This window comes from Actinomadura montaniterrae (assembly GCF_008923365.1).
GTDB classification, from domain to species: domain Bacteria; phylum Actinomycetota; class Actinomycetes; order Streptosporangiales; family Streptosporangiaceae; genus Spirillospora; species Spirillospora montaniterrae.
This window is the reverse complement of record NZ_WBMR01000131.1, coordinates 1-26891: the sequence shown is the minus strand read 5'-3', so window position 1 is coordinate 26891 and position 26891 is coordinate 1. Positions and strand designations below refer to the sequence as shown.

General features: G+C 73.9%; 26 protein-coding genes and 9 tRNA genes. 22 read left to right on the top strand and 13 right to left on the bottom strand.

Features of this window, described 5'->3' with window-relative positions; all coding sequences use genetic code 11:
• Positions 1-829 (top strand): MSCRAMM family protein (locus tag F9B16_RS33200; RefSeq protein WP_192809113.1); only part of this gene is annotated, 829 nt, incomplete at its 5' end.
• A 31-nt stretch (positions 830-860) separates the two neighbouring features.
• Here the strand turns inward: F9B16_RS33200 and F9B16_RS33195 are convergent.
• A complete protein-coding gene (locus F9B16_RS33195) occupies positions 861-2048 on the bottom strand; it encodes a zinc-dependent alcohol dehydrogenase (protein ID WP_151544169.1) in 1188 nt (395 codons plus the stop codon).
• Between the two features lie 127 nt (positions 2049-2175).
• Here F9B16_RS33195 and F9B16_RS33190 point away from each other — a divergent pair, with 127 nt between their 5' ends.
• The 3 genes from F9B16_RS33190 to F9B16_RS33180 all read left to right on the top strand — a co-directional run bounded on the left by F9B16_RS33190 (position 2176) and on the right by F9B16_RS33180 (position 5194).
• Entirely contained in the window at positions 2176-3195 is a 1020-nt protein-coding gene (locus F9B16_RS33190; RefSeq protein ID WP_151544168.1) for a Ppx/GppA phosphatase family protein, read from the top strand.
• Positions 3196-3331: 136 nt separating this feature from the next.
• Positions 3332-4603: a helix-turn-helix domain-containing protein gene (locus tag F9B16_RS33185; protein WP_151544167.1), complete on the top strand. Its 1272-nt coding sequence runs from the start codon at positions 3332-3334 to the stop codon at positions 4601-4603.
• A 117-nt stretch (positions 4604-4720) separates the two neighbouring features.
• Positions 4721-5194 carry an SCP2 sterol-binding domain-containing protein gene (locus F9B16_RS33180; protein ID WP_151544166.1) on the top strand — a complete coding sequence of 158 codons (474 nt, stop codon included), beginning with the start codon at positions 4721-4723 and terminating at the stop codon, positions 5192-5194.
• A 77-nt stretch (positions 5195-5271) separates the two neighbouring features.
• Here the strand turns inward: F9B16_RS33180 and F9B16_RS33175 are convergent, their stop codons facing one another.
• The 3 genes from F9B16_RS33175 to F9B16_RS33165 all read right to left on the bottom strand — a co-directional run bounded on the left by F9B16_RS33175 (position 5272) and on the right by F9B16_RS33165 (position 8034).
• A complete protein-coding gene (locus F9B16_RS33175) occupies positions 5272-6096 on the bottom strand; it encodes a MerR family transcriptional regulator (protein ID WP_151544165.1) in 825 nt (274 codons plus the stop codon).
• Between the two features lie 154 nt (positions 6097-6250).
• Positions 6251-7045, bottom strand: a complete 795-nt coding sequence (locus F9B16_RS33170; protein ID WP_151544164.1) for a family 1 encapsulin nanocompartment shell protein — start codon at positions 7043-7045, stop codon at positions 6251-6253.
• The gene (locus tag F9B16_RS33165) at positions 7042-8034 is read right to left on the bottom strand and encodes a Dyp-type peroxidase (protein ID WP_225992166.1); all 993 of its coding nucleotides are present in this window, start codon (positions 8032-8034) and stop codon (positions 7042-7044) included. The genes F9B16_RS33170 and F9B16_RS33165 overlap by 4 nt, the downstream gene beginning before the upstream one ends.
• A gap of 187 nt (positions 8035-8221) precedes the next feature.
• Between F9B16_RS33165 and F9B16_RS33160 the strand changes: the two genes are divergently transcribed.
• The 3 genes from F9B16_RS33160 to ctaD all read left to right on the top strand — a co-directional run bounded on the left by F9B16_RS33160 (position 8222) and on the right by ctaD (position 11612).
• On the top strand, positions 8222-9439 hold the full coding sequence (locus tag F9B16_RS33160; RefSeq protein ID WP_151544162.1) for a zinc-dependent alcohol dehydrogenase: 1218 nt from the start codon (positions 8222-8224) through the stop codon (positions 9437-9439).
• Between the two features lie 29 nt (positions 9440-9468).
• The gene (locus F9B16_RS33155) at positions 9469-9801 is read left to right on the top strand and encodes a DUF2795 domain-containing protein (RefSeq protein WP_151544161.1); all 333 of its coding nucleotides are present in this window, start codon (positions 9469-9471) and stop codon (positions 9799-9801) included.
• Between the two features lie 122 nt (positions 9802-9923).
• A complete protein-coding gene (ctaD, locus tag F9B16_RS33150; RefSeq protein WP_151544160.1) occupies positions 9924-11612 on the top strand; it encodes an aa3-type cytochrome oxidase subunit I in 1689 nt (562 codons plus the stop codon).
• Positions 11613-11646: 34 nt separating this feature from the next.
• On the opposite strand, the gene qcrB is transcribed toward ctaD, so the two are convergent.
• On the bottom strand, positions 11647-13308 hold the full coding sequence (qcrB, locus tag F9B16_RS33145; RefSeq protein WP_225992165.1) for a cytochrome bc1 complex cytochrome b subunit: 1662 nt from the start codon (positions 13306-13308) through the stop codon (positions 11647-11649).
• Positions 13309-13385: 77 nt separating this feature from the next.
• Complete coding sequence (locus F9B16_RS33140) at positions 13386-14240, bottom strand: LysR family transcriptional regulator (RefSeq protein ID WP_151544159.1); 855 nt, start codon at positions 14238-14240, stop codon at positions 13386-13388.
• Positions 14241-14308: 68 nt separating this feature from the next.
• Between F9B16_RS33140 and F9B16_RS33135 the strand changes: the two genes are divergently transcribed.
• Positions 14309-15208: an EamA family transporter gene (locus F9B16_RS33135; protein ID WP_151544158.1), complete on the top strand. Its 900-nt coding sequence runs from the start codon at positions 14309-14311 to the stop codon at positions 15206-15208.
• A gap of 6 nt (positions 15209-15214) precedes the next feature.
• Here F9B16_RS33135 and F9B16_RS33130 read toward each other — a convergent pair whose 3' ends face one another.
• Positions 15215-16093, bottom strand: coding sequence for a LysR family transcriptional regulator (locus F9B16_RS33130; RefSeq protein WP_151544157.1), 879 nt, complete (start codon positions 16091-16093; stop codon positions 15215-15217).
• Positions 16094-16189: 96 nt separating this feature from the next.
• Here F9B16_RS33130 and F9B16_RS33125 point away from each other — a divergent pair, with 96 nt between their 5' ends.
• On the top strand, positions 16190-17560 hold the full coding sequence (locus F9B16_RS33125) for an MFS transporter (RefSeq protein ID WP_225992164.1): 1371 nt from the start codon (positions 16190-16192) through the stop codon (positions 17558-17560).
• 3 nt (positions 17561-17563) lie between these two features.
• Here the strand turns inward: F9B16_RS33125 and F9B16_RS53715 are convergent, their stop codons facing one another.
• The 4 genes from F9B16_RS53715 to F9B16_RS33110 form a co-directional block, all read right to left on the bottom strand.
• Complete coding sequence (locus F9B16_RS53715; RefSeq protein WP_192809112.1) at positions 17564-18787, bottom strand: PrsW family intramembrane metalloprotease; 1224 nt, start codon at positions 18785-18787, stop codon at positions 17564-17566.
• Complete coding sequence (locus F9B16_RS51405) at positions 18784-19344, bottom strand: hypothetical protein (RefSeq protein ID WP_192809111.1); 561 nt, start codon at positions 19342-19344, stop codon at positions 18784-18786. Before F9B16_RS51405 ends, F9B16_RS53715 begins: the two co-directional genes overlap by 4 nt.
• A 91-nt stretch (positions 19345-19435) precedes the next feature.
• Positions 19436-20278, bottom strand: a complete 843-nt coding sequence (locus F9B16_RS33115; protein WP_225992163.1) for a pentapeptide repeat-containing protein — start codon at positions 20276-20278, stop codon at positions 19436-19438.
• A gap of 62 nt (positions 20279-20340) precedes the next feature.
• Entirely contained in the window at positions 20341-21063 is a 723-nt protein-coding gene (locus F9B16_RS33110; protein WP_151544154.1) for a 2OG-Fe(II) oxygenase, read from the bottom strand.
• A gap of 142 nt (positions 21064-21205) precedes the next feature.
• On the opposite strand from F9B16_RS33110, the gene F9B16_RS33105 reads away from it, so the two are divergent.
• From F9B16_RS33105 to F9B16_RS33060, 11 genes are all read left to right on the top strand, one after another.
• Entirely contained in the window at positions 21206-22000 is a 795-nt protein-coding gene (locus F9B16_RS33105; protein WP_151544153.1) for a putative protein N(5)-glutamine methyltransferase, read from the top strand.
• Positions 22001-22054: 54 nt separating this feature from the next.
• Positions 22055-22198, top strand: a complete 144-nt coding sequence (locus F9B16_RS51400; RefSeq protein ID WP_192809110.1) for an LPFR motif small protein — start codon at positions 22055-22057, stop codon at positions 22196-22198.
• 378 nt (positions 22199-22576) lie between these two features.
• Positions 22577-22649 (top strand) — tRNA-Ala (locus F9B16_RS33100).
• 33 nt (positions 22650-22682) lie between these two features.
• Positions 22683-22755, top strand: a tRNA-Pro gene (locus F9B16_RS33095).
• Position 22756: 1 nt separating this feature from the next.
• Positions 22757-22828: transfer RNA gene (locus F9B16_RS33090), tRNA-Phe, on the top strand.
• A gap of 5 nt (positions 22829-22833) precedes the next feature.
• Positions 22834-22906, top strand: a tRNA-Arg gene (locus tag F9B16_RS33085).
• Between the two features lie 25 nt (positions 22907-22931).
• Positions 22932-23003 (top strand) — tRNA-Gly (locus tag F9B16_RS33080).
• A 15-nt stretch (positions 23004-23018) separates the two neighbouring features.
• Positions 23019-23089, top strand: a tRNA-Lys gene (locus tag F9B16_RS33075).
• A 23-nt stretch (positions 23090-23112) separates the two neighbouring features.
• Positions 23113-23184: transfer RNA gene (locus F9B16_RS33070), tRNA-Gln, on the top strand.
• Between the two features lie 31 nt (positions 23185-23215).
• Positions 23216-23290: transfer RNA gene (locus F9B16_RS33065), tRNA-Ile, on the top strand.
• A 36-nt stretch (positions 23291-23326) separates the two neighbouring features.
• Positions 23327-23399, top strand: a tRNA-Val gene (locus F9B16_RS33060).
• Between the two features lie 13 nt (positions 23400-23412).
• Here the strand turns inward: F9B16_RS33060 and F9B16_RS33055 are convergent.
• Both F9B16_RS33055 and kdgD read right to left on the bottom strand, forming a co-directional pair.
• Positions 23413-24561 carry an L-talarate/galactarate dehydratase gene (locus F9B16_RS33055; RefSeq protein WP_151544152.1) on the bottom strand — a complete coding sequence of 383 codons (1149 nt, stop codon included), beginning with the start codon at positions 24559-24561 and terminating at the stop codon, positions 23413-23415.
• A gap of 1 nt (position 24562) precedes the next feature.
• On the bottom strand, positions 24563-25477 hold the full coding sequence (gene kdgD, locus F9B16_RS33050) for a 5-dehydro-4-deoxyglucarate dehydratase (protein WP_151544151.1): 915 nt from the start codon (positions 25475-25477) through the stop codon (positions 24563-24565).
• A 75-nt stretch (positions 25478-25552) separates the two neighbouring features.
• Between kdgD and F9B16_RS33045 the strand changes: the two genes are divergently transcribed.
• Positions 25553-26428: a LysR substrate-binding domain-containing protein gene (locus tag F9B16_RS33045; protein ID WP_151544150.1), complete on the top strand. Its 876-nt coding sequence runs from the start codon at positions 25553-25555 to the stop codon at positions 26426-26428.
• Between the two features lie 133 nt (positions 26429-26561).
• Positions 26562-26891: acyl-CoA dehydrogenase family protein (locus F9B16_RS33040; protein ID WP_192809109.1), on the top strand; the 330-nt coding region annotated here is incomplete at its 3' end.

Here is a 26891-nt window from a genome sequence, read left to right as displayed (position 1 = left end):
CGCTCCGGCCCTGGTCGAGGCGCCGGCGGAGAGCCCGGCCGTCGCCGCGCCGCCCGCCTCGGGTGACGGCCCGGCGGTGCGCGGCCGGGTGCTGCGCCCCGACGGGACGCCGCTCCCCGGCGCCACCGTCACCCTGATCGACGCGACCGGCCGCCAGCTCGGCGTGATCGCCACCGGCGGGGACGGCGGGTACGCGATCGCCGCGCCCGCGCCCGGCGGCTACGTGCTCGTCGGGTCCGCGCACGGCCACCAGCCGGAGGCCGCCACGGTCACCGTGCTCGACGGCCCGGCCGTCGCCGACCTGGTGCTCGGCGGCATCGGCGGGCTCGCCGGAACGGTCCGCGACGAGGCGGGCGAGCCCGTCGCCGGCGCCGTCGCGGTCGCCACCGACCAGCGCGGTGAGGTCGTCGGCTCCGGCGTCACCGGCCCGGACGGCGCGTTCGCGCTGGCCGACCTCGCGCCCGGCGGCTACACGCTCACGGTCAGCGCGGCCGGGCACCGGCCCGCCGCGCGCCCCGTGCGGGTCGAGGGCGGCGAGCCGACCCCGGTGGAGATCGGCCTGCCCGCGGCGCCCGCGCTGCGCGGCACCGTCCGCGGCCGCGCCGGCGAGGCGCTCGGCGACGCGCACGTGTCGCTGGTCGACCAGGCCGGGAACGTCGTCGCGACCACCCGCACCGGCCCGGACGGGGGCTACGCGTTCGACGGCCTCGCCCCCGAGGACTACACCGTCATCGCGTCCGGATACCCGCCGGTCGCGGTGCCGCTCGACCTGTCCGGCGCCGGGCGCGACGACTTCGACATCGCGCTGACCCACCGCCGGGGCGAGTAGCCGGTCCCGGGGGCCGCCGCGGCCCGGCGCGTCAGGCGCCGGGCTGCAGCAGCACCTTGATGGCGCCGTCCTGCTTCTTCTGGAACATCTCGTACGCCTCCGGCCCCTTCTCCAGCGGCACGCGGTGCGTCGTGAAGTCCATGACGCCGAGCGGGTCGTCGTCGCCCGCGACGAGCGGCATGATGTCGTCGATCCAGCGCTTCACGTGCGCCTGCCCCATCCGCAGCGTGATGCCCTTGTCGAACATCCGCAGCATCGGCAGCGGGTCGGTCATGCCGCCGTACACGCCGCTCAGCGAGATCGTCCCGCCCCGGCGGACGACCTCGATCGCCGTGAGGAACGCCGAGAGCCGGTCCACGCCGACCCGCTGCATGAGCGGCGCGGCGCTGTTGCCGGGCATCAGCCCGGTCAGCGTCTGGGCGAGCTTCGCGCCCGGCGAGCCGTGCGCCTCCATCCCGACCGCGTCGATCACCGAGTCGGTGCCGCGCCCGCCGGTGATCTGCCGGACCGCGTCCGGCACGTCGTCGGCCTCGTCGGCGTCGATCACCTCGATGCCGTGCCGGCGGGCCATCTCCAGCCGCTCCGGGACGAGGTCGACGCCGATGACGCGGTGGCCGAGGTGGCGGGCGATCCGCGCGGACATCTGGCCGATCGGGCCGAGCCCGAGCACCGTCACCGAGCCGCCGTCGGGGATCTCCGCCCACTGCACCGCCTGCCACGCCGTCGGCAGCACGTCGGACAGGTAGACGAACCGCTCGTCCGGCGGCCCCTCCGGCACCTTGATCGGGCCGAAGTGCGCCTGCGGCACCCGCAGGTACTCCGCCTGCCCGCCCGGCACCTGCCCGTACAGCCGGGTGTAGCCGAACAGCGCCGCGCCCATGTCGCTCTCGCGGACCTGCGTCGTCTCGCACTGCGCGTACAGCTGCTTCTCGCACATGTGGCAGCGGCCGCAGGAGATGTTGAACGGGATGACCACGCGGTCGCCCGGCTTGACGTGCTTCACGTCCGGGCCGGTCTCCTCGACGATCCCGATGGGCTCGTGGCCCAGCACGTCCCCCTCGCTCATGAACGGCCCCAGCACCTCGTACAGGTGCAGGTCCGAGCCGCAGATCCCGGACGAGGTGACCCGGATGACCGCGTCGTCCGGTTCCTTGATCTTCGGGTCGGGGACGTTCTCGACGCGGACGTCGCGCTTGCCGTGCCAGGTGAGCGCCTTCATCGTGTTCCTCCTAGAGCGGGTCTAGGGCGCTAGAGCGGGTCTAGGGCGGACTACCCGGCGCACCGGGGTGAAACGTGAGCGGCGCGCGCTCCGGACTGGACGGGGCGATCGCGGGTAATCCACGACCATGACCCCCCTCCCGGACGGCGACACGGACTCGGCCCGCCTACGCCTGGGCGTCCTCGACATCGGTTCCAACTCGGCCCACCTGCGCATCGCTGACCTGTGCCCCGGGGAGGCGCCCGCGCCCGTGCGGTCGGTGAAGAGCGCCGTGCGGCTGGCCGAGTCGACCGACCGGCACGGCGTGATCGGCCGGCCCGCCGTCGGGCGGCTGATCGGCGCGGTACGGGAGGCGTCCGCCGCCGCGTCCGCCGCCGGGGTGGGGGAACTGCTGCCGCTCGCCACGTCGGCATTGCGCGACGCCGCGAACCGCGACGACGTCACCGCCGAGGTCCGCGCCGCGACCGGCGTGACGCTCGGGTTCCTGTCCGGCGAGGAGGAGGCGCGGCTGACGTTCCTCGCGGTGCGGCGCTGGTACGGCTGGTCGGCGGGGCCGCTGCTGCTCGCCGACATCGGCGGCGGGTCCATGGAGCTGGCCTACGGGGCCGGGGACGAGCCCGAGATCGCGCTGTCGCTGCCCCTCGGCGCGGGCCGGCTCACCCGGCACCACCTGCCCGCCCGCCCGCCGGTCCGCAAGCGGACCCGCAAGGCGCTGCGCGCGCACGTCCGGTCCGTGCTGAAGGAGGCGACGAGCGAGATCGTCGAACGGCCCGCGCCCGTCCGGGCGGTCGCGACGTCCAAGACGTTCACCCAGCTGGCGCGCCTGTGCGGCGCGCCGAAGCGCAAGGCCGGGCCGTACGCGCCGCGCCGCCTCGACCGCGCGGACCTGCACGGCTGGATCCCGACGCTGGCGAAGCTGCCCGACGAGGAGCGCGCGCGGCTGCGCGGGGTGAAGGCGTCGCGGGCGCACCAGATCCTGGCCGGCGCGATCGTCGCCGAGGCGGTCATGGACGTGCTCGGTCTGGACGGGCTCGACGTGTGCCCGTGGGCGCTGCGCGAGGGCCTCTTCCTGGACCGGCTCGACGCGCTGGCGGCCGGGCGCCCGGCGGCGCCGCCGTTCGGGACCGCCGGGATCATCGTCCCGTGAACTTGCGGGACATACATCTGTGGCCCATGTGTCTTGACATCCCGCGAACGGGCCGTCCACGCTTGTTCCGTTAATTTGCGGTACATAGATCCGCGATACGGTGCCCGGCAGGGCACTGTCGGGAGGGACGTGAGCGATGAGGGCTCCCGGCAACGCCGTCGGACCGGACCTCGACCGCGACGCCGGAGTGCGGGGCGTCCTCGCCGGCGCGCTGCGCGCCGCCGTCCCCGCGATCGTCGCGGAGACCGTCGAGGAGGTGCGGCGCGAGATCCCCGCGTACGCCGCCCCCGACTGCCGCGACGCGCTCGAACTCGCCGCAGGATGCGCGCTCGGCGCCTTCGCCGACCTGGTCGAGCGGCCCGGCCCGCCCCCGGCGGACCTCCTCGCCTTCTTCCGCCGGGCCGGCGCCGCCGAAGTGCAGGAGGGCCGCCCCGCGAGCGCCCTCCAGAACGCGGCGAACGTCGCCACCCGCGTCGCCGTCCGGCACCTGTCCCGGGTCGCCGACGCACTCGACGCCGAGGTGCCGCCCGGCCTGTACGGGCAGGTCGTCTCCGCGCTGTTCCCGTTCCTGAACCGGCTGATGGCCGCCGTCGCGCAGGGCCGCGCCGAGGCGTCCCGCGACCCCGCCGCGCTGCTGCTGCGCCGCCGCCGCGCTCTGCTCGACGTACTGCTCGCCCGCCCGGAGACCGAGCCGCGGCGGATCGCCGGCCTCGCGCAGGAGGCGCGATGGCCGCTGCCGGCCCGCGCCGCCGCCGTCGCGCTCGCCCCGGGAACGGGACCGGCCCGGCTCCGCGCCTTCCCGCCGCAGGTGCTGGACGGCCGGCACCTCCCCGAACCGTGCCTGATCGTCCCCGACCCCCGGGACCCGGCACACCGCCGGACGCTGGCCCCCCTCCTGGCTGGGCTCACGGCGGCCGTCGGCCCCGCCGTCGAACCCGCCGCGCTCGGCAAGTCGCTGGCCTGGGCGCGGCAGGCGCTCGCCCTCGCCGCGGACGGGACGCTCGGCGGGCCCGGCGGCGCGCCGCCCCGAGAGGGCCCGATCATCGCCGCCGACCACGCGCCCACCCTCGCGGTGCTGCGCCACCGCGACCTCGTCGAGCATTCCGCGCGGCGCCGGCTGAATCCGCTGCTGCGGCTCCGGCCGAATCGCCGAACGCAGTATGCGCGGACCCTCGAGGCGATGCTGGAATGCGGATTCAACGCCTCCGCCGCGGCGGCCCGGCTGCACGTCCACCCGCAGACCGTCCGGCTCCGGCTGCGCAAACTCGACGAATTGTTCGGCGCCGAGATCCACGACCCGTCCCTGCACGTCGAACTGCTGATGGCGCTGCGCCTTTGGCTCGCCACGGCCCCTCCCGACGGCCAGCCCGACTGGTTCGAGAACGGCGTGGCGAGCACCCACGCATAAACCTTCGAATGGGTGAGCGCCGCCCCTCGCGATTTCGTCGCCGGCGCAGTTATCCGGTGGCCGCGGCCCTGGAATCGTCGGACCGGTGAACGCGCCGCTCAACCGGAGGGAAACGCCATGAGCAGTACCGTGCCCGACCTCGGGGACACCGACCAGCTGAAGGCGATGCTGGAGGACGTCGCCTCGCCCGAGCAACTCCGCGCGCTGCTGGACGCGCCCGGCGTCGACGACGAGATGATCGACGGGTTCGTCGCCGCCGTCGGCGCGGAGGGCGTCCTGGACAAGGTGTTCGGCCTGATGGGCGAGCACTTCGTCGCCGAGCGCGCCGGCAACGACGGCGGCGTGGTCCGCTGGGACGTGACCGCGCCGGGCGGGACGCTGTCCTACGGCCTGTCGATCCGCGACGGCGCCGCCATCGGCGAGCGCGGCGCGCCCGCCGGCCCGAAGGTGACGCTCACGCTGTCGGCGCCGACGCTGCTGCGGCTGTGCGCGGGCCGGCTGAACGGCGTGGAGGGCTTCATGACCGGCAAGATCAAGCTGGCCGGGGACATGATGTTCGGCGCGAAGCTCCCCGGCTGGTTCGACTACTGACCGGCCGCGGGCCCGGCCCCCGCCCGGTTCCCGGGCGCGGGGCCGCGCGCGTCCGCGGGGCCGATCGGATCCGCCGGTCAGACGGGCAGGTCGGGGGCGGGGTCCGCGTCGCGCTCCCGGCCGTCCAGCTCCCGGCCGTCCAGCGGCGGGGGAGTGAGGCCCAGGCTCTCGATCTGGCGGGCGAACTCGGCCTGGATCTCGGCGTGCAGCGAGCGCGCCAGGAGGCCCTGCACCGCCTGCATGCCGATCGGCCGCAGCCGCCGGATCACCTCGCCGACCTCGCGGACGTCCCGGTCGCCGGCCCGCGCGTCCAGCCCGGCGTGCTCCACCGTCAGCCGGACGAACTGGCGGGCGATCGCGTCCACGTCGCCGCGCAGCCGGCCCGCGATCTCGAAGACCGCGTCCAGCGCGATGCCGGCCTCGACGAGGCCCGCGCCGACCTCCAGCAGCCGCGGGCTCGGCACCTCGTACTCCTCGCCCGTCCACCGGATGAACTCCAGCTCCTCGGCCCGCTGGAGCTTCGGGTAGTCGGCGGGCGTCCGGCCCTCGAGCACGTCCTCCGGGATGTCCGGGTAGAACCGCCGCACGACCTGCGCGAGCGTCATCCGGGCGGGCTCCTCGTCCGACCACGGGTCGTGGATGACCCGCTCCAGGCCGAGCAGGTCGGCCAGGTTGTGGCCGCGCTCCCACGCCGACAGCATCTCGCCGATGCTCGCCAGCGTGTAGCCGCGGTCCTTGAGCCGGGCGATGAGGTGGATGCGCGCCAGGTGGGCGTCGTCGTAGAAGCCGACCCTGCCCTTCATGCGGGGCGGCGGGAGCAGGCCGCGCTCCTGGAAGCCGCGCACGTGCCGGACCGTGGTCCCGGCCGCGCGCGCCAGGTCGTCGATTCGGAAGTCAGCCATGCCCGTCTCTTCGCCTCGGCGGTCGGTGTCCTCATCGTACTCACAAACGCTGGCGCGGTTATCCGCGGTCCATTGAGTCATGGACCGCGGATTCACGGCACATAGCGTGTGGTCGAGGCGGGTCCAGGCGCGGCCGCGGGGCGGCCCGGGGGCGTCAGGCGAGCGCGACCACGGCCTCGGCGGTGTACGTCAGGAACGTGAACGTCTCCTGCAGGTACAGCCGGACGCTCGTCGCGTCGTGCGACTCGTAGCCGACCGACAGGTCCTGGCCGACGCGCAGCTCGAAGTCGCCGCCCCGGGTCGACAGCAGGAACGCGCCGGAGATCGCGGGCGCCCAGACGATGTCGCCGCTGACCAGCCGGGCCAGGTGCTCGTGGATCGGGTAGCCGTGGTCGGACGTCTCGTTCACCGCCGTGTAGGCGTCCGCGCTGAGCGCCAGCGAGTACGGGCCGTCCACCCCGGCCAGCCGCAGCGCCGTGACGGCCTGCGCGACCGCGTTCGGGTAGTCGCGCGGCTCGTCCGGCAGCGCGATCGCCGGGTTCGCGGACGCGGCGCGCAGCCCCTCGATGCCCGCCGCGGCGTAGCCCTCGAAGATCGCGCGGTCCTCGGCGCGGGCGATCAGCCGCGCCGCGTCCTTGGCGGGCTGCCAGTCCGGGTCCTTCGCGCCGCGCTCCACGTCGTCGACGTCCTGCCGGGCGACGGTGAACGGCACCCGCAGCTCCACCAGCGGACGGGCCCGCCGCACGTGCGCCTCGACGCCGTCGGCGGGCGCCTCGACCGGGTCGAGGTGCCCGGTGGTGACGGCCGCGAGCGCGACGCCGCCCGCCTCCGGCACGTCCACCAGCCGCCGGCCGGCGAGGTTGCGGGTGACGGTGCGGCGGATCTCCGCCTCCAGGTCGTCCCATGCGGCGGCGGAGATCGGTGCCAGTTCGCGGTGCAGGTTGTTCAAGGTGCGCTCCTCTTCAGGTCGCCGATGCCCAGGGATCCGTCGTCGCTGGGAAGCGGGGGCGGGTCGTCGAGAAAGTCGGCCGTGGGGACGTGGAACAGGGTCCCGGTCACGGCGGTCGAGAAGTCGAGCAGCCGGTCGTGGACGCCGGGCGGGTCGCCGAGGAACATGTTCCGCAGCATTTCCTCGGTGACGTCCGGGGTGGCGGAGTAGCCGATGAAGTAGGTGCCGAACTCGCCGTCGCGCAGGTTCCCGAACGGCATGTTGTCGCGCAGGATCTCGCGCTCCTCGCCGTCCGGCCCGGTGATCGAGGTGAGCGCGACGTGCGCGCCGGGCGCCTTCATGCCGTCGGGGATCTCGATGTCGGACAGCTTGCGGCGGCCGACCGCGTCCTCCTGCTGCTCGACCGTGAGCGCGTTCCACGCCCGCATGTCGTGCAGGTACTTCTGGACGATCACGTAGCTGCCGCCGGCGAACCCCGGGTCCTCGTCGCCGATGACGACGGCGGCGCGGGCGTCCTCGCCGGTGGGGTTCTCGGTGCCGTCGACGAAGCCGAGCAGGTCGCGCTGCTCGAAGTAGCGGAAGCCGTGCACCTCGTCCACGACGGTGACGGCGCCCGCCAGCCGCTCCATGATCTGCGCGGCGAGCTCGAAGCACAGGTCCATCTGGTGCGCGCGGATGTGGAACAGCAGGTCGCCGGGCGTCGCGGGGGCGGTGTGCACGGGGCCGGCCAGCTCGGCGAACGGGTGCAGCTCGGCGGGGCGGGGGCCGGAGAACAGCCGGCCCCAGGCGTCCGAGCCGATGCCGGTGACGCAGGTCAGCCCGCCGCCCGGGACGCGGAAGCCGACCGCGCGGACGAGCCCGGCCAGGTCGGGCAGCAGCTCGGCGACCACGGGCTCGCCGCCCGGGTCGACGGTCACCACCAGGAAGATCGCCGAGCCGGTCAGCGGCCCGAGCACCTCCTGGGACGCGCCGGCGCGCGGGGCGCTCACCGGCGGGCCGGCGCGGGCCGGAACGGGCGTGTCATGGCCGACTCCTGACGTGATCGCGGTCTGCGGGTCCCCATTATCCGGGGCGTGCCGGGCGGGTCGTACGGCAGGTGTCTGCATTGTCCATGTTTGTCCTGTGACCTGGGGGAAGGGCGGACGGGAACAGGTCCCGCGAGGGAGGAGCAGAGCCATGAGGGCAGTGGTCTGGCACGACGTCGGCGAGATCAGCCTGGACGAGGTGCCCGACCCGGCCGTCCGCGACCCCGAGGACGCGGTCGTCCGGATCACCGCCAGCGCGATCTGCGGGACGGACCTGCACTTCGTCAGGGGCACGATGCCCGATATGGAACCGGGCACGGTCCTCGGCCACGAGGCCGTCGGCGTCGTCGAGGAGGTCGGCCGGGACGTCCGCAACTTCGTGCCCGGCGACCGCGTCGTCATCCCGTCCACGATCGGCTGCGGCCGGTGCTCGTACTGCCGCGCCGGCTACTACGCCCAGTGCGACGTCGCCAACCCGAACGGACCGTCCGCCGGCTCGTCGTTCTACGGCGGACCGCGGTCGACGGGCCCGTTCGACGGCCTGCAGGCCGAGTACGCGCGCGTCCCGTACGCGCACACCAACCTCGTCGCCATCCCGCCCGGCGTCACCGACGAGCAGGCGCTGATGGTCAGCGACATTCTGCCGACCGGCTGGTTCGGCGCGCGGCTCGCCGAGGTCGGGCCCGGCGACACCGTCGCGGTGCTCGGCGCGGGCCCGGTCGGGCAGCTCGCCGTGCTGTCGGCGCGCATCCAGGGCGCCGGCCGGGTGTTCGTCGTCGACGGGCACGCCGACCGGCTGGAGACGGCCCGGCTGCAGAACGCCGAGACGATCGACTTCAACGCCGAGGACCCGGTCGCGGCCGTCACCGACATGACCGGCGGCATCGGCGCGGACCGCGTGATCGACGCGGTCGGCGTGGACGCCGAGAGCCCGGCGAGCGGTCCCGCCGCCGACGCGATCACCAAGGAGGACCGGGCCGAGTTCGAGCGCGAGCAGGCGCAGGCCGCGCCGCGCACCGGCCAGGTCGGCGCGCAGTGGCGCCCCGGCGACGCGCCCGGCGAGGCGCTGCGCTGGGCGGTGGACATGGTCGCCAAGGCCGGCACCATCGGGATCGTCGGGGTCTACCCGCCGCACTTCACCAGCTTCCCGCTGGGCCTGGCGATGAACCGGAACCTGACCGTCAAGGCGGGCAACTGCAACCACCGCCGGTACGTGCCGGGGCTGCTCAGCCGCATCGCCAAGGGCGGCGCCGACCCGACCACCATCCTCACCCAGCAGGCGCGCCTGCCCGGGGTCATCGAGGCCTACGAGGCGTTCGACCGGCGCGAGCCCGGCTGGACGAAGGTGGCGCTGGAGGTCGCCGGATGACGGCCGGCCGCGACAGGGGGGAGCACACCATGAGGATCGCCGACACGAGACGGGTCGAGCAGCTGCTGGGGGACCTGGCGTTCCCCGCCAGCAAGGAGCGGATCGTCGAGCACGCGCACGCCGAGCGCCCGCTGAGCGAGGAGGAGCGGGCGCTGTCGTCGCTGCCGCTCGGCACCTACGGCAGCGCGGCGGAGGTGCTGCGCTCGCTGCCGGTCGACCCCGACCCGGGCCGCACCCCGGCGGAGCAGGCCTACCAGCGGCGGCACCACAACAAGCCGGGCCTCGCCGAGCACATGCGCGACACCGAGCGCCCGCCCGTCCAGGACGAGCTCGGCGACGAAGGCCCCCACTGGCACCCCTAACGCCCCACCACCCCGCGCGTCGGCGCGCGCGCCCGCGCTGACCACCTGGCGCGGGCGCGCGTTTGAAGGGTTTTTCTCCGGTCATTACCAGCCGTTGGTAGTGGACGAGGAGGGGAGCCCGGATGACGGCTGTGCAGGGCACGCCGGACACCAGTGCCGCGGACGCGCTGGCGCGCCACCGCAAGGGGACCAGGATCGGCGATGTTCTCGCCACCACCGACCACAAGATGGTCGGCTACCTGTACCTCGGGACGTCGTTCGCGATGTTCCTGATCGCCGGGCTGATGGCGATGTTCATGCGGGCCGAGCTGATGGAGCCCGGCATGCAGGTGATGAATAACCTGCAGTACAACCAGCTGTTCACCATCCACGGCACGATCATGCTGCTGCTGTTCGCGACGCCGCTGTTCGCGGGGTTCGCGAACGTGATCGTGCCGCTGCAGATCGGCGCGCCGGACGTGGCGTTCCCGCGGCTGAACACGCTCAGCTACTACCTGTTCCTGTTCGGCGCGCTCATGGTGCTGGCGGGGTTCCTGATGCCGGGCGGCGCGGCGGCGTTCGGCTGGTTCTCGTATTCGCCGCTGTCGTCGTCCACGTACTCGCCGGGGCTGGGCGCCGACATGTGGGTGATGGGGCTGATCGTGTCCGGGTTCGGGACGATCTTCACGTCGGTGAACCTCATGACGACGATCATCGCGATGCGGGCGCCCGGGATGGTGATGTTCCGGATGCCGATCTTCACCTGGAACACGCTGCTGACCAGCGTGATGGTGCTGATCGCGTTCCCGGTGCTGGCGGCGGCGCTGTTCGCGCTGGAGGCGGACCGCAAGCTCGGCGCGCACATCTACGACGGCGCGAACGGCGGGGCGCTGCTGTGGCAGCACCTGTTCTGGTTCTTCGGCCATCCGGAGGTGTACATCGTGGCGCTGCCGTTCTTCGGCATCGTCACCGAGATCATCCCGGTGTTCTCGCGGAAACCGATCTTCGGTTATCTCGGCATGGTCTGCGCGACCATCGCGATCACCGGGCTGTCGATGACCGTCTGGGCCCATCACATGTTCGCGACCGGCCAGGTCCTGCTGCCGTTCTTCTCGATGACGTCCTTCATGATCGCGGTGCCGACCGGCATCAAGTTCTTCAACTGGGTCGGCACCCTGTGGAAGGGGCAGCTCACATTCGAGACGCCGATGCTGTGGGCGATCGGTTTCCTCGTGACGTTCCTGTTCGGCGGCCTCACCGGGGTGATCCTCGCGTCACCGCCGATGGACTTCCACCTCACCGACTCCTATTTCGTCGTCGCCCATTTCCATTACGTGCTGTTCGGCACGGTGGTGTTCGCGATGTTCGGCGGGTTCTACTTCTGGTGGCCGAAGATGACCGGCAAGAAGCTGGACGAGACCTGGGGGAAGATCCATTTCTGGTCGCTGTTCGTGGGCTTCCACACGACGTTCCTCGTCCAGCACTGGCTCGGCGCCGAGGGCATGCCGCGCCGCATCGCCGACTATCCGAAGCAGTTCGCGCCCTTGAACTTCGTCTCGTCGATCGGCGCGTTCATCCTCGGCGCGTCCACGTTCGCGTTCCTGTGGAACATCTACCGGACGCACCGCCGCGCCCGGCCCGTCGAGACCGACGACCCGTGGGGCCACGGCGCCTCCCTGGAGTGGGCGACCTCGTGCCCGCCGCCCCGGCACAACTTCGCGACGATGCCGCGGATCCGTTCCTTCCGTCCGGCGTTCGACCTGCACTTCCCACCGAAGGAGCCGCCGCAGGAGTCCGAGCCCGCGCTCCCGCAGCCTCCCGCCGGCGCCTGAGCAGCCGACCTTTCCGGCGTTGGATCCTCCGGGGCTATGAGCCTTCCTTCTTCTCCTTCTCCACGGCGCCGTCGCGCTTGAGGTCACCCTGCCCGCCGCCGTGCGACTCGGTCTGGTAGTTCAGGTAGAACCGGTTGGTGCGGGTCCGGACCTGCGTGCGGACGCGGCCGGGCGTCGGCAGCGGGATGATGTGGTGCGGGTAGGCCGCGACCAGCTCGCGGGGCTGCCGGGTCCGCAGGATCGCCGCCTCCTCGGGCGCCGACTGCTCGTGCCGCTCGGTGTACCCGCCCTCCGGGGTCAGCGAGATCAGCCCGCTCTCCACGCCCTCCTCGCGTTTCTGCAGGTCGCGGCGTTGCAGGCTGAGGCAGACGCGGCGCGCGACGATGAACGCGAGCACCGGGAGGACGAAGAACCCGACGCGGAAGAACCAGGTCGTCCAGAACAGCGGGATCTTGAAGGTGTTGGACAGGACGTCGTTGCCGCCCGCCGCCCACAGGTTGCCGTACCAGGCGATGACGGCGGCGCCGATCGCCGTCCGGGTCGCGGCGTTCCGCGGCCGGTCGAGCAGGTGGTGGATGCGTTCGTCCCCGGTCGCCCATCGTTCGAAGAACGGGTAGAGGCCGATGAGGGTGAAGAACACCATCGGCAGGACGACGGCGGGCAGCAGCACGTTCCAGCTGATGGTGTGCCCGGCGACGGTCGTGGAGAGCCGCCCCATGATGCGCAGCGAGCCTTCGAGGAACGCGATGTACCAGTCGGGCTGCGACCCGAACGACACCTCGTCCGGGTCGTAGGGCCCGTACAGCCAGACGGGGTTGATCTGCACGAACGCGGCCAGCCCGGCCAGGAACCCGAAGGTGTAGAGGAAGAAGGCGCCGCTCTGCGCCATGAAGCTCGGGAACGTCGGCTCGCCCTGCACCGCCTGCTCGCGCCGTCCCTTGCCGGGCCACTGGGTGTGCGTCTGGTGCCAGAGGATCATCAGGTGCGCGGTGACGAGCGCGAGCAGGATCCCGGGGATCAGCAGGATGTGCACGGTGAACAGCCGCGGGATGAAGGTCTCGCTCGCGGGGAACTGCCCGCCGAACATCCAGAACATGAGGTAGGTGCCGACGACGGGGATGGAGAGCACGATGCCCTCGGCGATCCGCAGCCCGGTGCCCGACAGCAGGTCGTCGGGGAGCGAGTAGCCGGCGAACCCCTCCAGTACCGACAGCGCGAACAGGGTGACGCCGATCAGCCAGTTGATCTCGCGCGGCTTGCGGAACGCGCCGGTGAAGAAGATCCGCAGCAGGTGGACGCAGATCGCCGCGAGGAACAGGTTCGCGGCCCAGTGGTGGATCTGCCGCATCAGCAGCCCGCCGCGCACGTCGAACGACAGGTCCAGCGTGGACGCGTACGCGTCGCTCATCCTCATGCCGCGCAGCTGGGCGTAGGAGCCGTCGTAGACGACCTCCGCGCCGCTCGGCCGGAAGAACAGGGTGAGGTAGACGCCGGTGAGGATGAGGATGATGAAGGAGTAGAGCGCGATCTCGCCGAGCAGGAACGACCAGTGCTTCGGGAACGCCTTGCCCAGGTTGGTGCGCAGGAAGGTGGTCGAGCCGAGCCGGTCGTTCACGCCGTAGACCAGCTTCCAGCCCGCCGGCATCCGCTGCTGCTGCCCGCCGCCCCGCCCGCCGCCCCGACCCCGTCCCGCCATCGCGTTCCTCCTGATCATGCGGTCTTTCCGCTGGGCGGGTACCCGAGGGGGCGGTACACAAACGACGGGCCAGGCGGTCAGCCGTCCCGGTACAGCTCGGTGAGCAGTTCGACGGCGTGCCGGGCGGCGGGGTGCGGGTCGTCGTGCCACCACGCGAGCCGGACGGCGATGGGCGCGGCGTCGCGCAGCGGCCGGTAGACGACGCCGGGCCGCCGGTACTGGTCGACGGTGCTGCGGGCGGTGACGCCGACGCAGCCGCCGGCGGCGACGGCGGCGAGCCAGTCGTCGATGTCGGCGGTCTCGCGGGTGGCGGGCCGCACGCCGGGCGGCCACAGGTCCACGGTGGTGGTGCCGGTGCGGCGGTCGACGAGCAGGGTGCGGCCGGCGATGTCGGCCAGCCGGACGGAGCGTCGCCGCGCCCACGGGTCGTCCGCCGCCATCGCGCAGTAGCGGGGTTCGAGGCCGACGACCACGGAGTCGAAGCGGCGCGGGTCGGGCGCGACGCGCACCACGGCGATGTCGCAGGCGCCTTCGGCGAGGCCGCCGGTCGCGGTGTTGGTGCGGACGAGGCGCAGGTCGATGTGGGGCCAGCGGCGGGGCCAGCGCCGCTGGAACGCGACGGTGTGCCGGCCCATCGCGGACCACGCGTACCCGATCCGCAGCCGGGCGTGCCCGCTCGTCGCCTCCGCCACCAGCTCGTCGGCCTCGGCCAGCAGCCGCCGCGCCCGCGCGAGGACGCGGACACCGGTGGCGGTCGGGGTGACGCTGCGGCTGGTGCGGCGCAGCAGCCGGACGTCGAGGGCCCGTTCGAGGGAGGCGAGGGTCCGCGACACGGCCGCCTGCGAGACGCCGAGGTCGATCGCGGCGTCGGTGAACGTGCCCGCGTCGGCGATGGCGACGAGGACTCGCAGCTGCCGGAGCTCCACATCCATGACTCCAGCGTATAGATGGCGTCCTCCATGCATTTTGCGCAACCGATGGCCCGCCGCATGCTCGGGGCATGAAGACCGGCAGCTCTGTGGGGACGAGGGCGGAACCGCGGCGGGACGTCCGGGCCCAGGGCGGGCGCGGCCGCGTCGCGGGGGTGGCGATGATGCTCGCCAGCGCCGCGTCCAACCAGACCGGCGCCGCCGTCGGCGCGCTGGCGTTCCCGGTCATCGGGCCCGCCGGGGTGGTGGCGGTGCGCCAGTGGGTCGCGGCGGCCGTCCTGCTCGCGGTCGGGCGGCCCCGGCTCCGCTCCTTCACGGCCGCGCAGTGGCGGCCGGTGCTGGCGCTCGCGGCGGTCTTCGCCACGATGAACCTCGCGCTCTACACCGCGGTCGGGCGCGTGGGCCTCGGCCTGGCCGTCACCCTGGAGTTCCTCGGGCCGCTCGCCGTCGCGCTGGCGAGCTCGCGCCGCCGCACCGACCTGGCGTGCGCCGCCGCCGTGGCCGCCGCGGTCGTGGCGCTGATCCGGCCGCGCCCCACCTCCGACTTCCCCGGCATCGGCCTCGGGCTGCTCGCCGCCTGCTGCTGGGCCGGATACATCCTGCTCAACCGGTCCATCGGCCGGACGCTGCCGGGCGCCGAGGGGTCGGCCGCCGCGGCGGCGCTGTCCGGGCTGGCGTTCGTGCCGATCGGGGCGTTCGTCCTCGTCCACCATCCGCCGACGGTGCGGGCGCTGGCCTGCGCGGGCGCGGCGGGCGTGCTGTCGTCGGCCGTCCCGTTCCTCGCCGACCTGCTGGCGCTGCGCCGCGTCCCGGCGCGGTTCTTCGGCGTGTTCATGAGCGTGAACCCGGTGCTGGCGGCGGTGGCCGGGCTGGTCGTCCTCGGACAGGCACTGCACTGGACGCAGTGGCTCGCGATCCTGGTCATCGTCACCGCGAACTGCGTCAGCGTGGTGACCGCGCGGACCCCGTGACGGCGGTCAGGCGCTCGCCGCGTACAGCACCTCGCGCAGGCCGGGCATCGTCTCCCGGTCGGTGCGCCAGACGAGGCGGAGGCTGAGGTCCGGCGCGTCGAGCGCGAGGCGGGCGAGGGCGCCGGACTCCAGCCGGTCCCGGACGGCGAACTCCGGGACCAGCGCGATGCCGAGCCCCCGTTCCGCCCACGACGCCATGACCGTCACGCTGCCCGCCCGCACCCGCTCCACGCCGGACCCGATGATCCGCTCTCCGGCCAGCCAGAACGAGCAGGCCGGCACGTTCACCAGCAGCCGCTCGCCCGCGAGGTCGGCGGCGGCGACCCGCGGCGCGGCGGCGAGCGGGTGGCCGGGCGCGGCGACCAGCGCGAGCGGGACCGGCTCCACGTCGACGAAGCCGAGCGGCGCGGGCGGCGGGGCGAAGCCGAGGTCGCCGAGGCCGGTGCCGGCGTCCAGCAGCAGCGCGGCCTCCAGGTCGCCGGCGGCGACCGCGGCGAGCAGCTGGTCGCGGGCCGCGTCCGAGCGGACCTCCACGCGAAGGCCGGGCCGCCGCTCGGCGACCCGCGCCAGCACCGCGGGCACGTGCGTCGCCGCGATCGTCTCCAGCGCGCCGAGCCGCACCACCGGCGGCCCGCCGGCGACCTCGCGGCGGGCCTGCTCGGCCTGCGTCAGCAGCCGTCCGGCCCAGCCGCGCATCCGCTCGCCCGCCCCGGTCAGCCGCATCCCCTTCGGCCCGCGGTCGAACAGGTCGACGCCGAGGGACCGCTCCAGCGTCCGGATCTGCTCCGACACCGACGACGGCGCGAGGCCGAGCGCGTTCGCGGCGTCGGTGACGGTGCCGTGCTCGATGACGGCCTCGAAGGTCCGCAGCTGGCGCAGTTCCATGCCCACGGCAACCCCGGCGGAGCGTTCGGATATTCCGAACGCGGCGTGCGGGCGGGCCGGTGGAGCCCCGGGCCCGCGGTTCCGAGACTGGGCGCCATGAGTACGGTCCTCTCCCCGGACGCGGCGGCGGCCGCCGGCGCGCGGCGCCGCCCCGCCCTGTTCGGCATATCCCTCGGCTACTTCATGGTGCTGCTCGACACCACCGTCCTGTCGGTGGCCGAGCCCGACCTCGCCCGCTCCCTGCACGGCACGGTCGCGGGCCTGCAATGGGCCGTCACCGGCTACACCGTCGTGTTCGGCGCGCTGCTGCTGTCGGCCGGCGCGGTCGCCGACCGCTACGGCGCGCACCGCGCGTTCCGCGCCGGCATCGCCGTGTTCGGCGTCGCGTCGCTGCTCAGCTCGCTGGCGCCCGACCTGTGGACGCTCGTCGCGCTGCGCGCGGTGCTCGGCGTCGCCGCCGCGGCGTGCGTGCCCGCCTCCATGGCGATGATCAGCCGGCTCTACCCGGTCCCCGCCGAGCGCGCGAAGGCCGTGGCGGCGTGGGCGGCCACCAGCGGCGCGGCGCTCGCCGCCGGGCCGATCGCGGGCGGCGCCCTGGTCGGGCTGGCCGGCTGGCGGGCGATCTTCCTGATCAACGTGCCGCTCGCCGTCGTCGTCCTCGCCCTGGTCGCCGGGCCCCGCGTGCACTGCCCGCGCGGCGACCGCACCATCGACTGGCCCGCGCAGCTCGTCGCGTGCGTCACGGTTGGGCTGTTCACCGACGCGCTCATCGCGCTCGGCTCCGGCTCCGCCGTCCACGCGGCCTGCTCGGCGGCCGGGACGCTCGCCGCCGCCATCGCCTTCGCCGTGCTGGAGCGGCGGAGCACGGCGCCCGTGCTGGTCCCGGCGGTCCTGCGCGCGCCCGGAATGCCGGGGTCGCTGGTCGCGGGCGCGGCGGTCAACTTCGCGATGACGGGCGTGCTGTTCGTGCTCCCGCTGGTCTTCCAGGAGGCGCTCGGGATGTCGGCGCTGCGGACCGGCCTCGCGTTCCTGCCGATGACGCTGCCGTTCGCGTTCAACCCGCTGCTCACCGGCCGGATCGTGGCGAGGACCGGGCCGCGCCCGCCCGTCCTCGCCGGTCTCGGCCTGCTCACCGCGGGCGGCGTGCTGCTCGGCGCCGTCATCGCGGCGGGCGCGTCCTACCCGGCGCTGCTCGCGGGCCTGCTGTGCACGGGGTTCGGCGTCTCGTTCGCGCTCCCGGCGCTCGCGACCCTCGTCGTCACGGCGGCGCCCGAGGGCACCGCCGGCGCCGCAGGTGGACTGCTCAACGCGGTCCGCCAGCTCGGCGCGACCCTCGGCGTCGCGATCATGGGCGCGTTCGCGGCGGTCGGGGACCAGAGCGGCCAGGCGGCCGGGGCCCTGTTCGTCGCCGCCGCCGTCTGCGCGGCGGCGCTCGCGGCGGCCTCCGTCCGGCGCCGCGCGAGCTGACGGTCAGGCGCTGTCAGGACGGGCCGCGTCCGGACGCGCGGCATCCGGACGCGCGCTGCCGGGAGGGGCGGCATCGGGCGAGACGGCGCGGGGCGGGGCGGTGCCGGGAGGGGCGGTGCCGGGAGGGGCGGTGCCGGTGCCCGGCGGGACCGGGCCCGCGCGGGCCGCCTCGAGCCGGCGCCGCAGGACGGCGATCTCCGCGCGGAGCCGGTCCGCCGCCCGCGGATCCGGTTCGAGGCCGCCGAACCCGTCCTCCAGCAGGTCCAGCTCGGCGGTCCGCAGGCGGGACAGCAGGCGCCGCGGCTCCCCGCCCGGCACGTCCCACCGCTCCTTGCGCCGCCACTTGCGGAACGCCAGCACCCGGTCCTCGCCCGGGACGAGCACGCCCCGCGCGGTCTCCTCGCGCGCCGCCCTCCGGAACCGGGCCAGGTAGTGCCGCCGCGCCAGCCGGTACGCCACGACCGCCGCCAGCAGGATCGGCAGCCCCTTCACCGGCAGCAGCGCCGCGCCCGGCAGCAGCGGGGAGTCCCACCACGCGTGCAGCGCCATCGCGAGCACGACCGAGGCGCAGGCGAGCGCGGCGGTGCCCCGGGACGCCCGCCCGAGCAGGCAGCCGAGACCGGCGCCGCCGACCGCGGTCATCGCCCAGTGGCTCCACCAGGCACCGCCGATCACCCGGCCGCCGAAGGTGAAGAACGCCGCGTTCGCGTCCTGCGTCCCGCCGGTCAGCACGATCGTGTTCAGCACGTACAGGAAGTTCTCGGCGATCTGGAACCCGAAGCCGGCGAGCGCGCCGTAGCCCCAGCCGTCCAGCGGCCCGCGCACCGCGCGCGGCGCCATCAGCGCCAGCACCGCCACCCCCGCGAGCTTCAGCAGCTCCTCGTCGACGGGCGCGGCGATCGACGCGCCCCAGTCGGCGTTGAACTCCGGTCCGGCGGTCTTGGCGATGATCGCCTGGAACGCGGCGTTCGCGGGCAGCGCGGTGCCGAACGCGGCCAGCCCGCCCCACGCCACCGCGATCAGCGCGTACCCGAGCGGCCTCGGGCGCACCGGATGCAGCCGCCGCAGCGCCCACACCCCCGCCGCGAGCACGGGCGTGAGCAGGACGAGCCCGGTCAGCGCGCCCGCCGGGAACTCGCCGATCTGCGCCTCCATGGCGCCCAACGCGATCCAGAGGCCGAGCAGGCACATCACGGCCCACAGCCAGAACGCGGGACGGCGCGTCATGGCGCGATCTCGACGCTGAGGACCATCGCCCGCACCTGGTCCGCGAGGGTCCGGTAGGCGTCCGGCGGGCCGGACGCGGTGATCGTCGCACCGAGGTCGTCCCTGGTGAACACGGTCGCCGAGCCGACCTTGCCGTGCCCGGCGAGCCCGCCGGTCAGCCCGGCCGTCCCGTGCCGGGTCGTGACGGCCGACGGGCCGCCGAGCAGCCGCGCGCCGCCCATCGACACGATCCGGCCGAAGCCGTCCCACAGCTTCCGGTTGTCGAGCGAGCCCAGCGGGATGACGACGTTCAGGTTGACCATGACCTCGTCGCGGGACACCTCGGCGTTGTTGGTCAGCGAGGACCGCGCCTCGTTCAGCACCCATCCGGCGGCCGGGACCGTGAACGTCACCGGGCGGACGCCCCCCGCGCGCTCCGTGCCGACGGCGATGACCGTGCCCGCCGCGAGCGCCGTCTCGCCGCTGCCGAGCGCCTTGTCGACCAGCGGCAGCAGGAGGCCGAGGATCAGCAGCACCAGGACGACGAGCCCCGTGCCCCACCATCTCACCCGTGCCACGTGGCCCCCCTGACGCCGTGCGCTGCGGAAATGCCCCCTCGAACAGGGACTAAACAAGATCAGGCGGGCAGTCGGGGCGGGGCAGTCCGGGTCAGGACGGGGCGGACGTCCAGCGGGCGGGCGTGGCGATCGCCCCCGGCAGCCGGGTCGCGGCGTCGCCCCGCGCCGAGTCGGCCTGCGCCTGGGTGAGGAACAGCGCGCCGGTCAGGTCGGCGCCGGACAGGTCCGCGTCCCGCAGGTCCGCGCCGATCAGGTCGGCCGCCCGCAGGTCCGCCTTCCGCAGGTCCGCCGCGATCAGGTAGGCCCCGCGCAGGTTCGCCCCCCGCAGGTCCGCGCCGCGCAGCCGCGCCCCGATGAGGTCGGCGCCCCGGTGGTTCCGCTTGCGGCCCGGGACCTTCCCCCGCACCTCCTCGCTGGCGCGCAGCAGCAGGACGTTCACCTTCTCCCGCACCGCCGCCACGTCCACGGCGGCGACCTCGTCCGGGCCGCCGCGGGTCAGCGCGTCCGTCTCGTCCAGCGCCTCGCGGATCTCCGGGTGGACGGGCGCGGCGGCGGGCATCTCCAGCGCCTCCGCCAGGTACCAGAGGAGTTCGTGCAGCTGCCGCATCACGGGGAACACCCGGAACATCGGACCCGACACCTCGGGGCCCTGCCGCCAGTCCCGGCCGGCGAAGGTCTCCTGCGACACCTTCTGGCCGGCGCCGAAGCAGTCGAAGACCGTGCAGCCCTGGAACCCGCGTTCCCGCAGCTCGGTGTGGATGCCGCAGCGGAAGTCGGCGAGCAGGTTGCGGCACGGCCGCCCCGCCTCCTTGTCCACCGCGAAATCGGCCGACTTCGCGAACGGCAGCGCGACGCAGCACAGCCCGAAGCAGGCCGCGCAGTCGGCCTTCAGAGCGCTCTTCTCCGCCACGCCCGAACCCCCCGTCCCGGTCAACGCTCCATTGTCGCGCCCCCGGGACGGTGCCATGACCGGTCGCAGGCCTCTTACATGGCGGGTCAGGCGGCGTCGTGGAAGACCAGGCCGAGCGTCCGCCGGCGCCCCGACCGGACGACGCTGACGCCGTGCCGGACGGGCGACGCCGACCAGCCGCGCTGCGTCCGCACCGGCCGGTCCCGCGTCGTGAACACCAGCCCGCGGCCCCGGGGGAGGAGCATCGCGGTGCCCCGCGACTGGGCGCGGGCCCGCTGCTCGACCATCAGGAACTCGCCGCCGGTGTAGTCGGCGCCCGGCTCGTCGAGGCCGATCACGACCTGCAACGGGAACACCAGGTCGCCGTACAGGTCGCGGTGCAGCGCGTTCCAGTCGTCCTTGCCGTACCGCAGCAGGATCGGCGTCGGCTTCCGCTGGCCCGCGTGATGGCACATGCCGAGCCATTCGGGCAGCGTGTCCGGCCACGGCGCGGGACGGCCCAGCCGGGCGGCCCAGCCGCGGGCGATCGGCAGCAGCCGCGGATACAGCGCCTCCCGCAGCGCGGCGACGGGTTCGGGGAACGGCTCGGCGAAGTACCGGTACTGGCCCGCGCCGAAGCGGTACCGCTCCATGTCGACCGTCGAGCGGAACCGTCCCGCGTCGTCGTACAGATCGGCGATCTCGGCACACTCCTCCCCGGTCAGCAGCGGCGGGGTGATCGCGCAGCCGTAGGCGTCCACCTCCGCGCCGATCGCCGCCCAGTCGCCCTCCGCGACCCTCTCCGCGTAGCCGCCGGCGTTGCCGCCCATGGTGCGGGCCCCCTCTCGTCCGTTGCGTGCCTTTCCCGGTCAACACCGGTGCGGCCGGGGAGGTTGCACCGCCTGCGGTAGTGTTTCCGGAGTCCGCGACGGACCGACCGAGGAGCGCCCGCAGGTCTCCCCGAAAGGCGCCATGTCCGCTCACGCTTCACCCTCCCTTCCCCCCGGCTCCGTCGTCTCCGCGCTCCGCGCCGCGGGCTGCGTCTTCGCCGAGGACGAGGCGGAACTGATCCTCTCCACGGCCCGCACGCCCGGGGAGGCGGCCGCGATGGTCGAGCGGCGGGCCGCCGGGCTCCCGCTCGAACACGTCCTCGGCTGGGCCGCCTTCCGCGGGCTGCGGATCGCGGTCGGTCCCGGCGTCTTCGTCCCGCGCCGCCGCACCGAGTTCCTCGTCGAGCGCGCGGCCGGGCTCCTGCCGCCCCGTCCCGTCGTCGTCGACCTGTGCTGCGGGTCCGGTGCGCTGGGCGTCGCGCTCGTCGCGGGCCTGGACGCGTTCGAACTGCACGCCGCCGACATCGAGCCGGCCGCGGTGCGGTGCGCCCGCCGCAACGTCGTCCCCGCGGGCGGGAGCGTCCACGAGGGGGACCTGTTCGACGCCCTGCCCGCCGGCCTGCGAGGACGGGTCGACGTGCTGCTGGCCAACGTCCCCTACGTGCCGACGGGCGAGGTCGGCCTGCTGCCCGCCGAGGCCCGCGCGCACGAGCCGCTCGTCGCGCTGGACGGCGGCGCCGACGGCCTCGACGTGCTGCGGCGCGTGACCGCCGATGCGCCGCGATGGCTCGCGCCGGGCGGGCACCTGCTGTTCGAGACCGTCGAGCGGCAGGTCCCGGACGCCCTGGACGCCGTCGCGCGCAGCGGCCTCACCGCGTCCGTCGCGCGGTCGGACGAGCACGCCGCCACGGTGGTCATCGGCGCGCGTCCCGTGTAGAACGCCACGTGAGGGTATGGGTTCCACCAGGACGACCTGAAGGAGTGGATCCCCATGCGCCGCATCACTGCAGCGCTCAGCGCCATCATCGGCACGATCGTGGACATCGTGACCCTGCCGTTCCGGGTGCTGGCCCGGCTGCTGACCCCCTCGCGCGGGGGCCGTCCGGCCCGCACCCGCCGCGGCCGGGCCGCCTGACGTCCATTCCCGGACCGCCCCGGGCCCCCTTTCGGGGGTCCGGGGTGATTCATGGGAAAAAGGTGTTGCGCATTCATTCGGTGTCCCGCACCATATGAGTAACGAACCGCACGGACAAGCCGGAAGGGAGCCGCGGAGATGATCGGGACGACCATCGTCAAGCAGGTGCTGCAGCCGCGGGGCATCCCCTTCGCCGCTCGACCGCAGCGAGGTATCGCCGTTCCCCGAGGCGCCACCGGATAGGGCCGCAAGGTTCCGCCGGAGGCCGCCAGGGTGACGACCCGGCGGCCTTTTTCATGCTCATCGACTCCATTCGCCGATCGTTCTTTTCGTGCTGCGCGCATTCGCGACCATTGACAACTGAATCGCACGATCCATGGGTCAGTAGCTCAATTGGGAGAGCGTCCGCCCCGCAAGCGGGAGGTTGCCGGTTCGAGTCCGGTCCGATCCACGGCCGCGCCGGGCGTCCCGCCCGCGCGGACCACGGGAAGAAGGGGATGCGGTGCCCCGCCCGCCTTGGGAGCGGGAGAGACGCGGTTCGAGTCCGTGCTTCCCGACGGCCTTCAAGCTCATGGGGATGAGCGCCTGGTTGAAAACCGGGAGGACGAGGTTCGACTCCTCGGATGGCCACGCAGGCCTCTGTAGCTCAGTGGAACAGAGCACCGCGCTACGAACGCGGGAGCCCAGGTTCGAGTCCTGGCAGGGGTACCGCGGAGCCCGCCGGCTCCGCTCCGTCGCACAAGCCGAAATGGTGAGGCACCTGGCTTCCACCCAGGAGTACCGGGTTCGATTCCCGGGTGCGGCTCGCAAGGCGGGACACGCCGCTCTCGTTCAATGGGAGGACTCCGGGCTCTTACCCCGGATATGGAGGTTCGACTCCTCCGGGCGGCACGGCGCGGGACATGTTCCCGCGATGCTGGATGGTCTAACGGAAGGACGCGTGGCTCTGAACCACGAAGGTGCAGGTTCGAATCCTGCTCCAGCAGCCGGGCCTTTTCGACGACGCGAAAAGGCCGATCCCCGGTGGCCCAGCCTGGTGAGGGCACCCGTATGATAAGCGGGCGATCGCTGGTTCGAATCCAGCCCGGGGGACGTCCGGAAACGGCGCGGGGGCGTTTCCGGCGGCGATGACCGGTAGCTCAGTCGGCAGAGCGGCTGTCTTACAAACAGCGGGTCGCAGGTTCGAATCCTGTCCGGTCAACGCGAGGCGCCCGTCAGGGCCGGGCGCCGGCGCGGGTCCGCCGCGTCGTCCAGGCGCGGGCCTGCTCGCTGAGCGTGATGCCGAGCCCGGGACGCGCCGGGACGTGCATCCGCCCGCCGCTGATCTCGAGCCGCTGGTCGAACAGCGGGTCCAGCCAGTCGAAGTGCTCGACCCACGGCTCGGACGGGTACGCGGCGGCGAGATGGAGGTGGATCTCCATCGCGAAGTGCGGCGCGAGCCGCAGCCGGTGGTGGTCGGCGAGCACGGCGAGCCTCAGGAACTCGGTGATGCCGCCGATGCGCGGCGCGTCCGGCTGGAGGACGTCGGCGGCGCGCGCGTCGATCAGCGCGCAGTGCTCGGCGACGCTGGTCAGCATCTCGCCGGTCGCGATCGGGGTGTCGAGCGCGCGGGCGAGGTCCGCGTGGCCCTCGGCGTCGTGGGCGTCCAGCGGCTCCTCGATCCAGGTGAGGCCGAACTCCTCCAGCGCGCGGCCCATCCGCAGCGCCGCGGGCCGGTCCCACTGCTGGTTCGCGTCCACCATCAGCGGGACGGCGTCGCCGAGGCGCTCGCGGACGGCGGTGACGCGGCGCAGGTCCTCGGCGTGGTCGGGATGCCCGACCTTGATCTTGACGCCGCCGATCCCGGACGCCAGCGCCGCCTCCGCGTTGTCGACGACCTCTTCCAGCGGCGCGTGCAGGAACCCGCCGGAGGTGTCGTAGCAGCGGACGGAGTCGCGGTGCGCGCCGAGCAGCTTGGCCAGCGGCAGCCCCGCCCGCCTGGCCTTGAGGTCCCAGAGCGCGATGTCGATCGCGGCGATCGCCTGGACGGCGAGCCCGCCGCGTCCCACGGAGGCGCCCGCCCAGGCCAGCTTCGTCCAGATCCGGCCGATGTCGCTGGGGTCCTCGCCGATCAGCGCGGGCGCGATCTCGGCGGCGTGCGCGAACTGGCCCGGACCGCCGGCCCGCTTGGAGTAGCCGAACCCGATGCCCTCGTGGCCGTCCTCGGTGCCGATCTCGGCGAACAGGAACGCGACCTCGGTCATCGGGCGCTGCCGCCCGGTCAGCACCTTCGCGTCGCTGACCGGGACGGCGAGTGGCAGCGTGACCGACGACAGCTCGACCCAGGCGATCCGGTCCAGCGTGGCAGCCCCGCCGCCCCGCACGTCAGAGCACCTTCTCCACGAGCGCCGCCAGCTCGGCGAACTCGGCGCCGGTCAGGTCGGTCAGCGGCGGGCGGACGGGCCCGGCGGGACGTCCGGCCGCGCGCATCCCGGCCTTGACGATGCTGACCGCGTACCCCTTGCCGCGGTTGCGGATCTCGCAGTACGGCAGCACGAAGCCGTCGAGGCGGCGCCGCACCTCGTCCCGGTCGCGGGCGCGGACGGCCTTGTAGAAGCCGAGCGCGAACTCCGGCGCGAAGTTGAAGATGGCCGACGAGTAGGTCGTGACGCCCATCTCCAGGTAGGGGAGCGCGAACGTCTCCGCGGTCGGCAGCCCGCCGATGTAGACGAGCCGGTCGCCCAGCCGCGACCGGATCCGCGTCATCAGCTCCAGGTCGCCGACGCCGTCCTTGAACCCGACGAGGGTGGGGCACGCCTCGGCCAGCCGCGCGACGGTCCCGTCCTGGTAGACGGCGTTGGACCGGCTGTAGACCGTCACGCCGAGCCCGGTGGCCTCGCACACCGCGCGGACGTGCGCGATGAGCCCTTCCTGCGGCGCCTCCGTGAGGTACGGCGGGAACAGCAGGATCCCGTCGGCGCCCGCCCGCTCGGCGTCCCGGGCCATCTCGACGGCGGTGGCGGTGCCGTATCCGGCGGGCGCGATCAGCGGGACGCCGTCCGGGACCTCGGCCGCGGCGGCGCGGACGACCCGTCCGACCTCGGCGGGGGTGAGGGAGAAGAACTCGCCGGTGCCGCCCGCCGCGAACAGGCCCGCGACGCCCTCATGGCCGAGGCGCGCGACGTTGGCGCGGTAGGCGTCCTCGTCGAAGGACAGGTCGTCGCGGAAGTGGGTGACGGGGAACGACAGCAGCCCGGAGCCGAGCAGCCGGGCGGTCTCGTCGGGCGCGTGCTGGCTCATGACCCGAGGCTAGGATGGCCGATTGATCCAGGTCCAACACGAATTTCGGATCCACTGATACCCGTAGGGAATCGTTTGTTCACCCTGACTCAGCTCGCGAGCTTCGTCGCCGTCGCCGAGGAGCTGCACTTCGGCCGGGCCGCCGAGCGGCTGCGGATGACGCAGCCGCCGTTGAGCCGGCAGATCCAGCTGCTGGAGGGCGAGCTGAAGGTGCGGCTGTTCGACCGGACGAACCGCTCGGTCCGGCTCACCCCGGCCGGCCGCGCGTTCCTGGACGAGGCGCGGCGCCTGCTGCACCAGGCCGAGCACGCCGCGCTGTCGGCGCGGCGCGTGTCGGCGGGGGAGGCGGGGCGGATCGCGGTCGGGTTCACCGCCGCGAGCGCGTACGCCGCGCTCGGCCGGCTGCTGGACACCGCGCGGTCCGCGCTGCCGGACGTCGAGATCGTCCTGCGCGAGATGGTGACCCGCGACCAGATGCGGGCGCTCACCGAGGGCGGCCTCGATCTCGGCCTGGTCCGCCCGCCCGTCGCCGCGCCGGAGCTGGAGGAACGGGCCGCCGACCGCGAGGCGCTGCTCGCCGCCGTGCCCAACGGGCATCCGCTCGCCGCCGGGAGCGGGCCCGTGCCGCTGGACGCCTTCGACGGGCTGCCGCTCATCATGTACTCGCCGGTCGAGGCGCGGTACTTCCACGAGCTGCTGGTCGGCCTGTTCCGCCGGGCGGGCGCCGTCCCGGTGTACGTGCAGTACCTCAGCCAGGTGCACAGCATCCTCGCGCTGGTGGACGGCGGGTGGGGGCTCGCGCTCGTCCCCGAGGCGGCGGCGCGGCTGCGGTACGCGGGCCTGACGTTCCGTCCGCTGGAGCTGCCCGATCCGGCACCGGTCGAGCTGAGCCTGGCCTGGCGGCGCGGGAACGACAACCCGGCCCTGGCCAGGCTGCTGGAGCACCTCTGAGGCGGACTGTGGCGATGGCCACCCTCGCGGGCCGCGCCGCCGCCTTGACCGGTCGCGCCCGGCTCGCTTACTTTGGCGTCCAAATATTGGTCGTCAAAGTAACGGCCGTCCGCGCCGGCCACCCGGAGGAACGATGAGCGACTTTCCCGCGTACGCGCCGTCGGAGGAGCAGGAGCTGCTGCGGGCGACGGTGCGTGAGCTGGCGGATGCCAAGATCGCTCCGTTCGCGGCGGAGGTGGACGAGGACGCCCGGTTCCCGCAGGAGGCCCTGGAGGCGCTGGTCGCCAACGACCTGCACGCGGTGCACGTCCCCGAGGTGTACGGGGGTGCGGGTGCGGACGCTTTGGCGACGGTGATCGTGATCGAGGAGGTCGCGCGGGCGTGCGCGTCGTCCTCGCTGATCCCGGCGGTGAACAAGCTCGGCACGGTACCCGTCCTGCTGTCGGGCTCGGAAGAACTGAAG

What these genes read in the sequence shown, in the direction of transcription:
- F9B16_RS33195 (WP_151544169.1), bottom strand. Translation starts at nt 2,048, where the DNA reads ATGAAGGCGCTCACCTGGCACGGCAAGCGCGACGTCCGCGTCGAGAAC.
- F9B16_RS33190 (WP_151544168.1), top strand. Translation starts at nt 2,176, where the DNA reads ATGACCCCCCTCCCGGACGGCGACACGGACTCGGCCCGCCTACGCCTG.
- F9B16_RS33185 (WP_151544167.1), top strand. Translation starts at nt 3,332, where the DNA reads ATGAGGGCTCCCGGCAACGCCGTCGGACCGGACCTCGACCGCGACGCC.
- F9B16_RS33180 (WP_151544166.1), top strand. Translation starts at nt 4,721, where the DNA reads ATGAGCAGTACCGTGCCCGACCTCGGGGACACCGACCAGCTGAAGGCG.
- F9B16_RS33175 (WP_151544165.1), bottom strand. Translation starts at nt 6,096, where the DNA reads ATGGCTGACTTCCGAATCGACGACCTGGCGCGCGCGGCCGGGACCACG.
- F9B16_RS33160 (WP_151544162.1), top strand. Translation starts at nt 8,222, where the DNA reads ATGAGGGCAGTGGTCTGGCACGACGTCGGCGAGATCAGCCTGGACGAG.
- F9B16_RS33155 (WP_151544161.1), top strand. Translation starts at nt 9,469, where the DNA reads ATGAGGATCGCCGACACGAGACGGGTCGAGCAGCTGCTGGGGGACCTG.
- ctaD (WP_151544160.1), top strand. Translation starts at nt 9,924, where the DNA reads ATGACGGCTGTGCAGGGCACGCCGGACACCAGTGCCGCGGACGCGCTG.
- qcrB (WP_225992165.1), bottom strand. Translation starts at nt 13,308, where the DNA reads ATGGCGGGACGGGGTCGGGGCGGCGGGCGGGGCGGCGGGCAGCAGCAG.
- F9B16_RS33140 (WP_151544159.1), bottom strand. Translation starts at nt 14,240, where the DNA reads ATGGATGTGGAGCTCCGGCAGCTGCGAGTCCTCGTCGCCATCGCCGAC.
- F9B16_RS33135 (WP_151544158.1), top strand. Translation starts at nt 14,309, where the DNA reads ATGAAGACCGGCAGCTCTGTGGGGACGAGGGCGGAACCGCGGCGGGAC.
- F9B16_RS33130 (WP_151544157.1), bottom strand. Translation starts at nt 16,093, where the DNA reads ATGGAACTGCGCCAGCTGCGGACCTTCGAGGCCGTCATCGAGCACGGC.
- F9B16_RS33125 (WP_225992164.1), top strand. Translation starts at nt 16,190, where the DNA reads ATGAGTACGGTCCTCTCCCCGGACGCGGCGGCGGCCGCCGGCGCGCGG.
- F9B16_RS53715 (WP_192809112.1), bottom strand. Translation starts at nt 18,787, where the DNA reads ATGACGCGCCGTCCCGCGTTCTGGCTGTGGGCCGTGATGTGCCTGCTC.
- F9B16_RS33110 (WP_151544154.1), bottom strand. Translation starts at nt 21,063, where the DNA reads ATGGGCGGCAACGCCGGCGGCTACGCGGAGAGGGTCGCGGAGGGCGAC.
- F9B16_RS33105 (WP_151544153.1), top strand. Translation starts at nt 21,206, where the DNA reads ATGTCCGCTCACGCTTCACCCTCCCTTCCCCCCGGCTCCGTCGTCTCC.
- F9B16_RS51400 (WP_192809110.1), top strand. Translation starts at nt 22,055, where the DNA reads ATGCGCCGCATCACTGCAGCGCTCAGCGCCATCATCGGCACGATCGTG.
- kdgD (WP_151544151.1), bottom strand. Translation starts at nt 25,477, where the DNA reads ATGAGCCAGCACGCGCCCGACGAGACCGCCCGGCTGCTCGGCTCCGGG.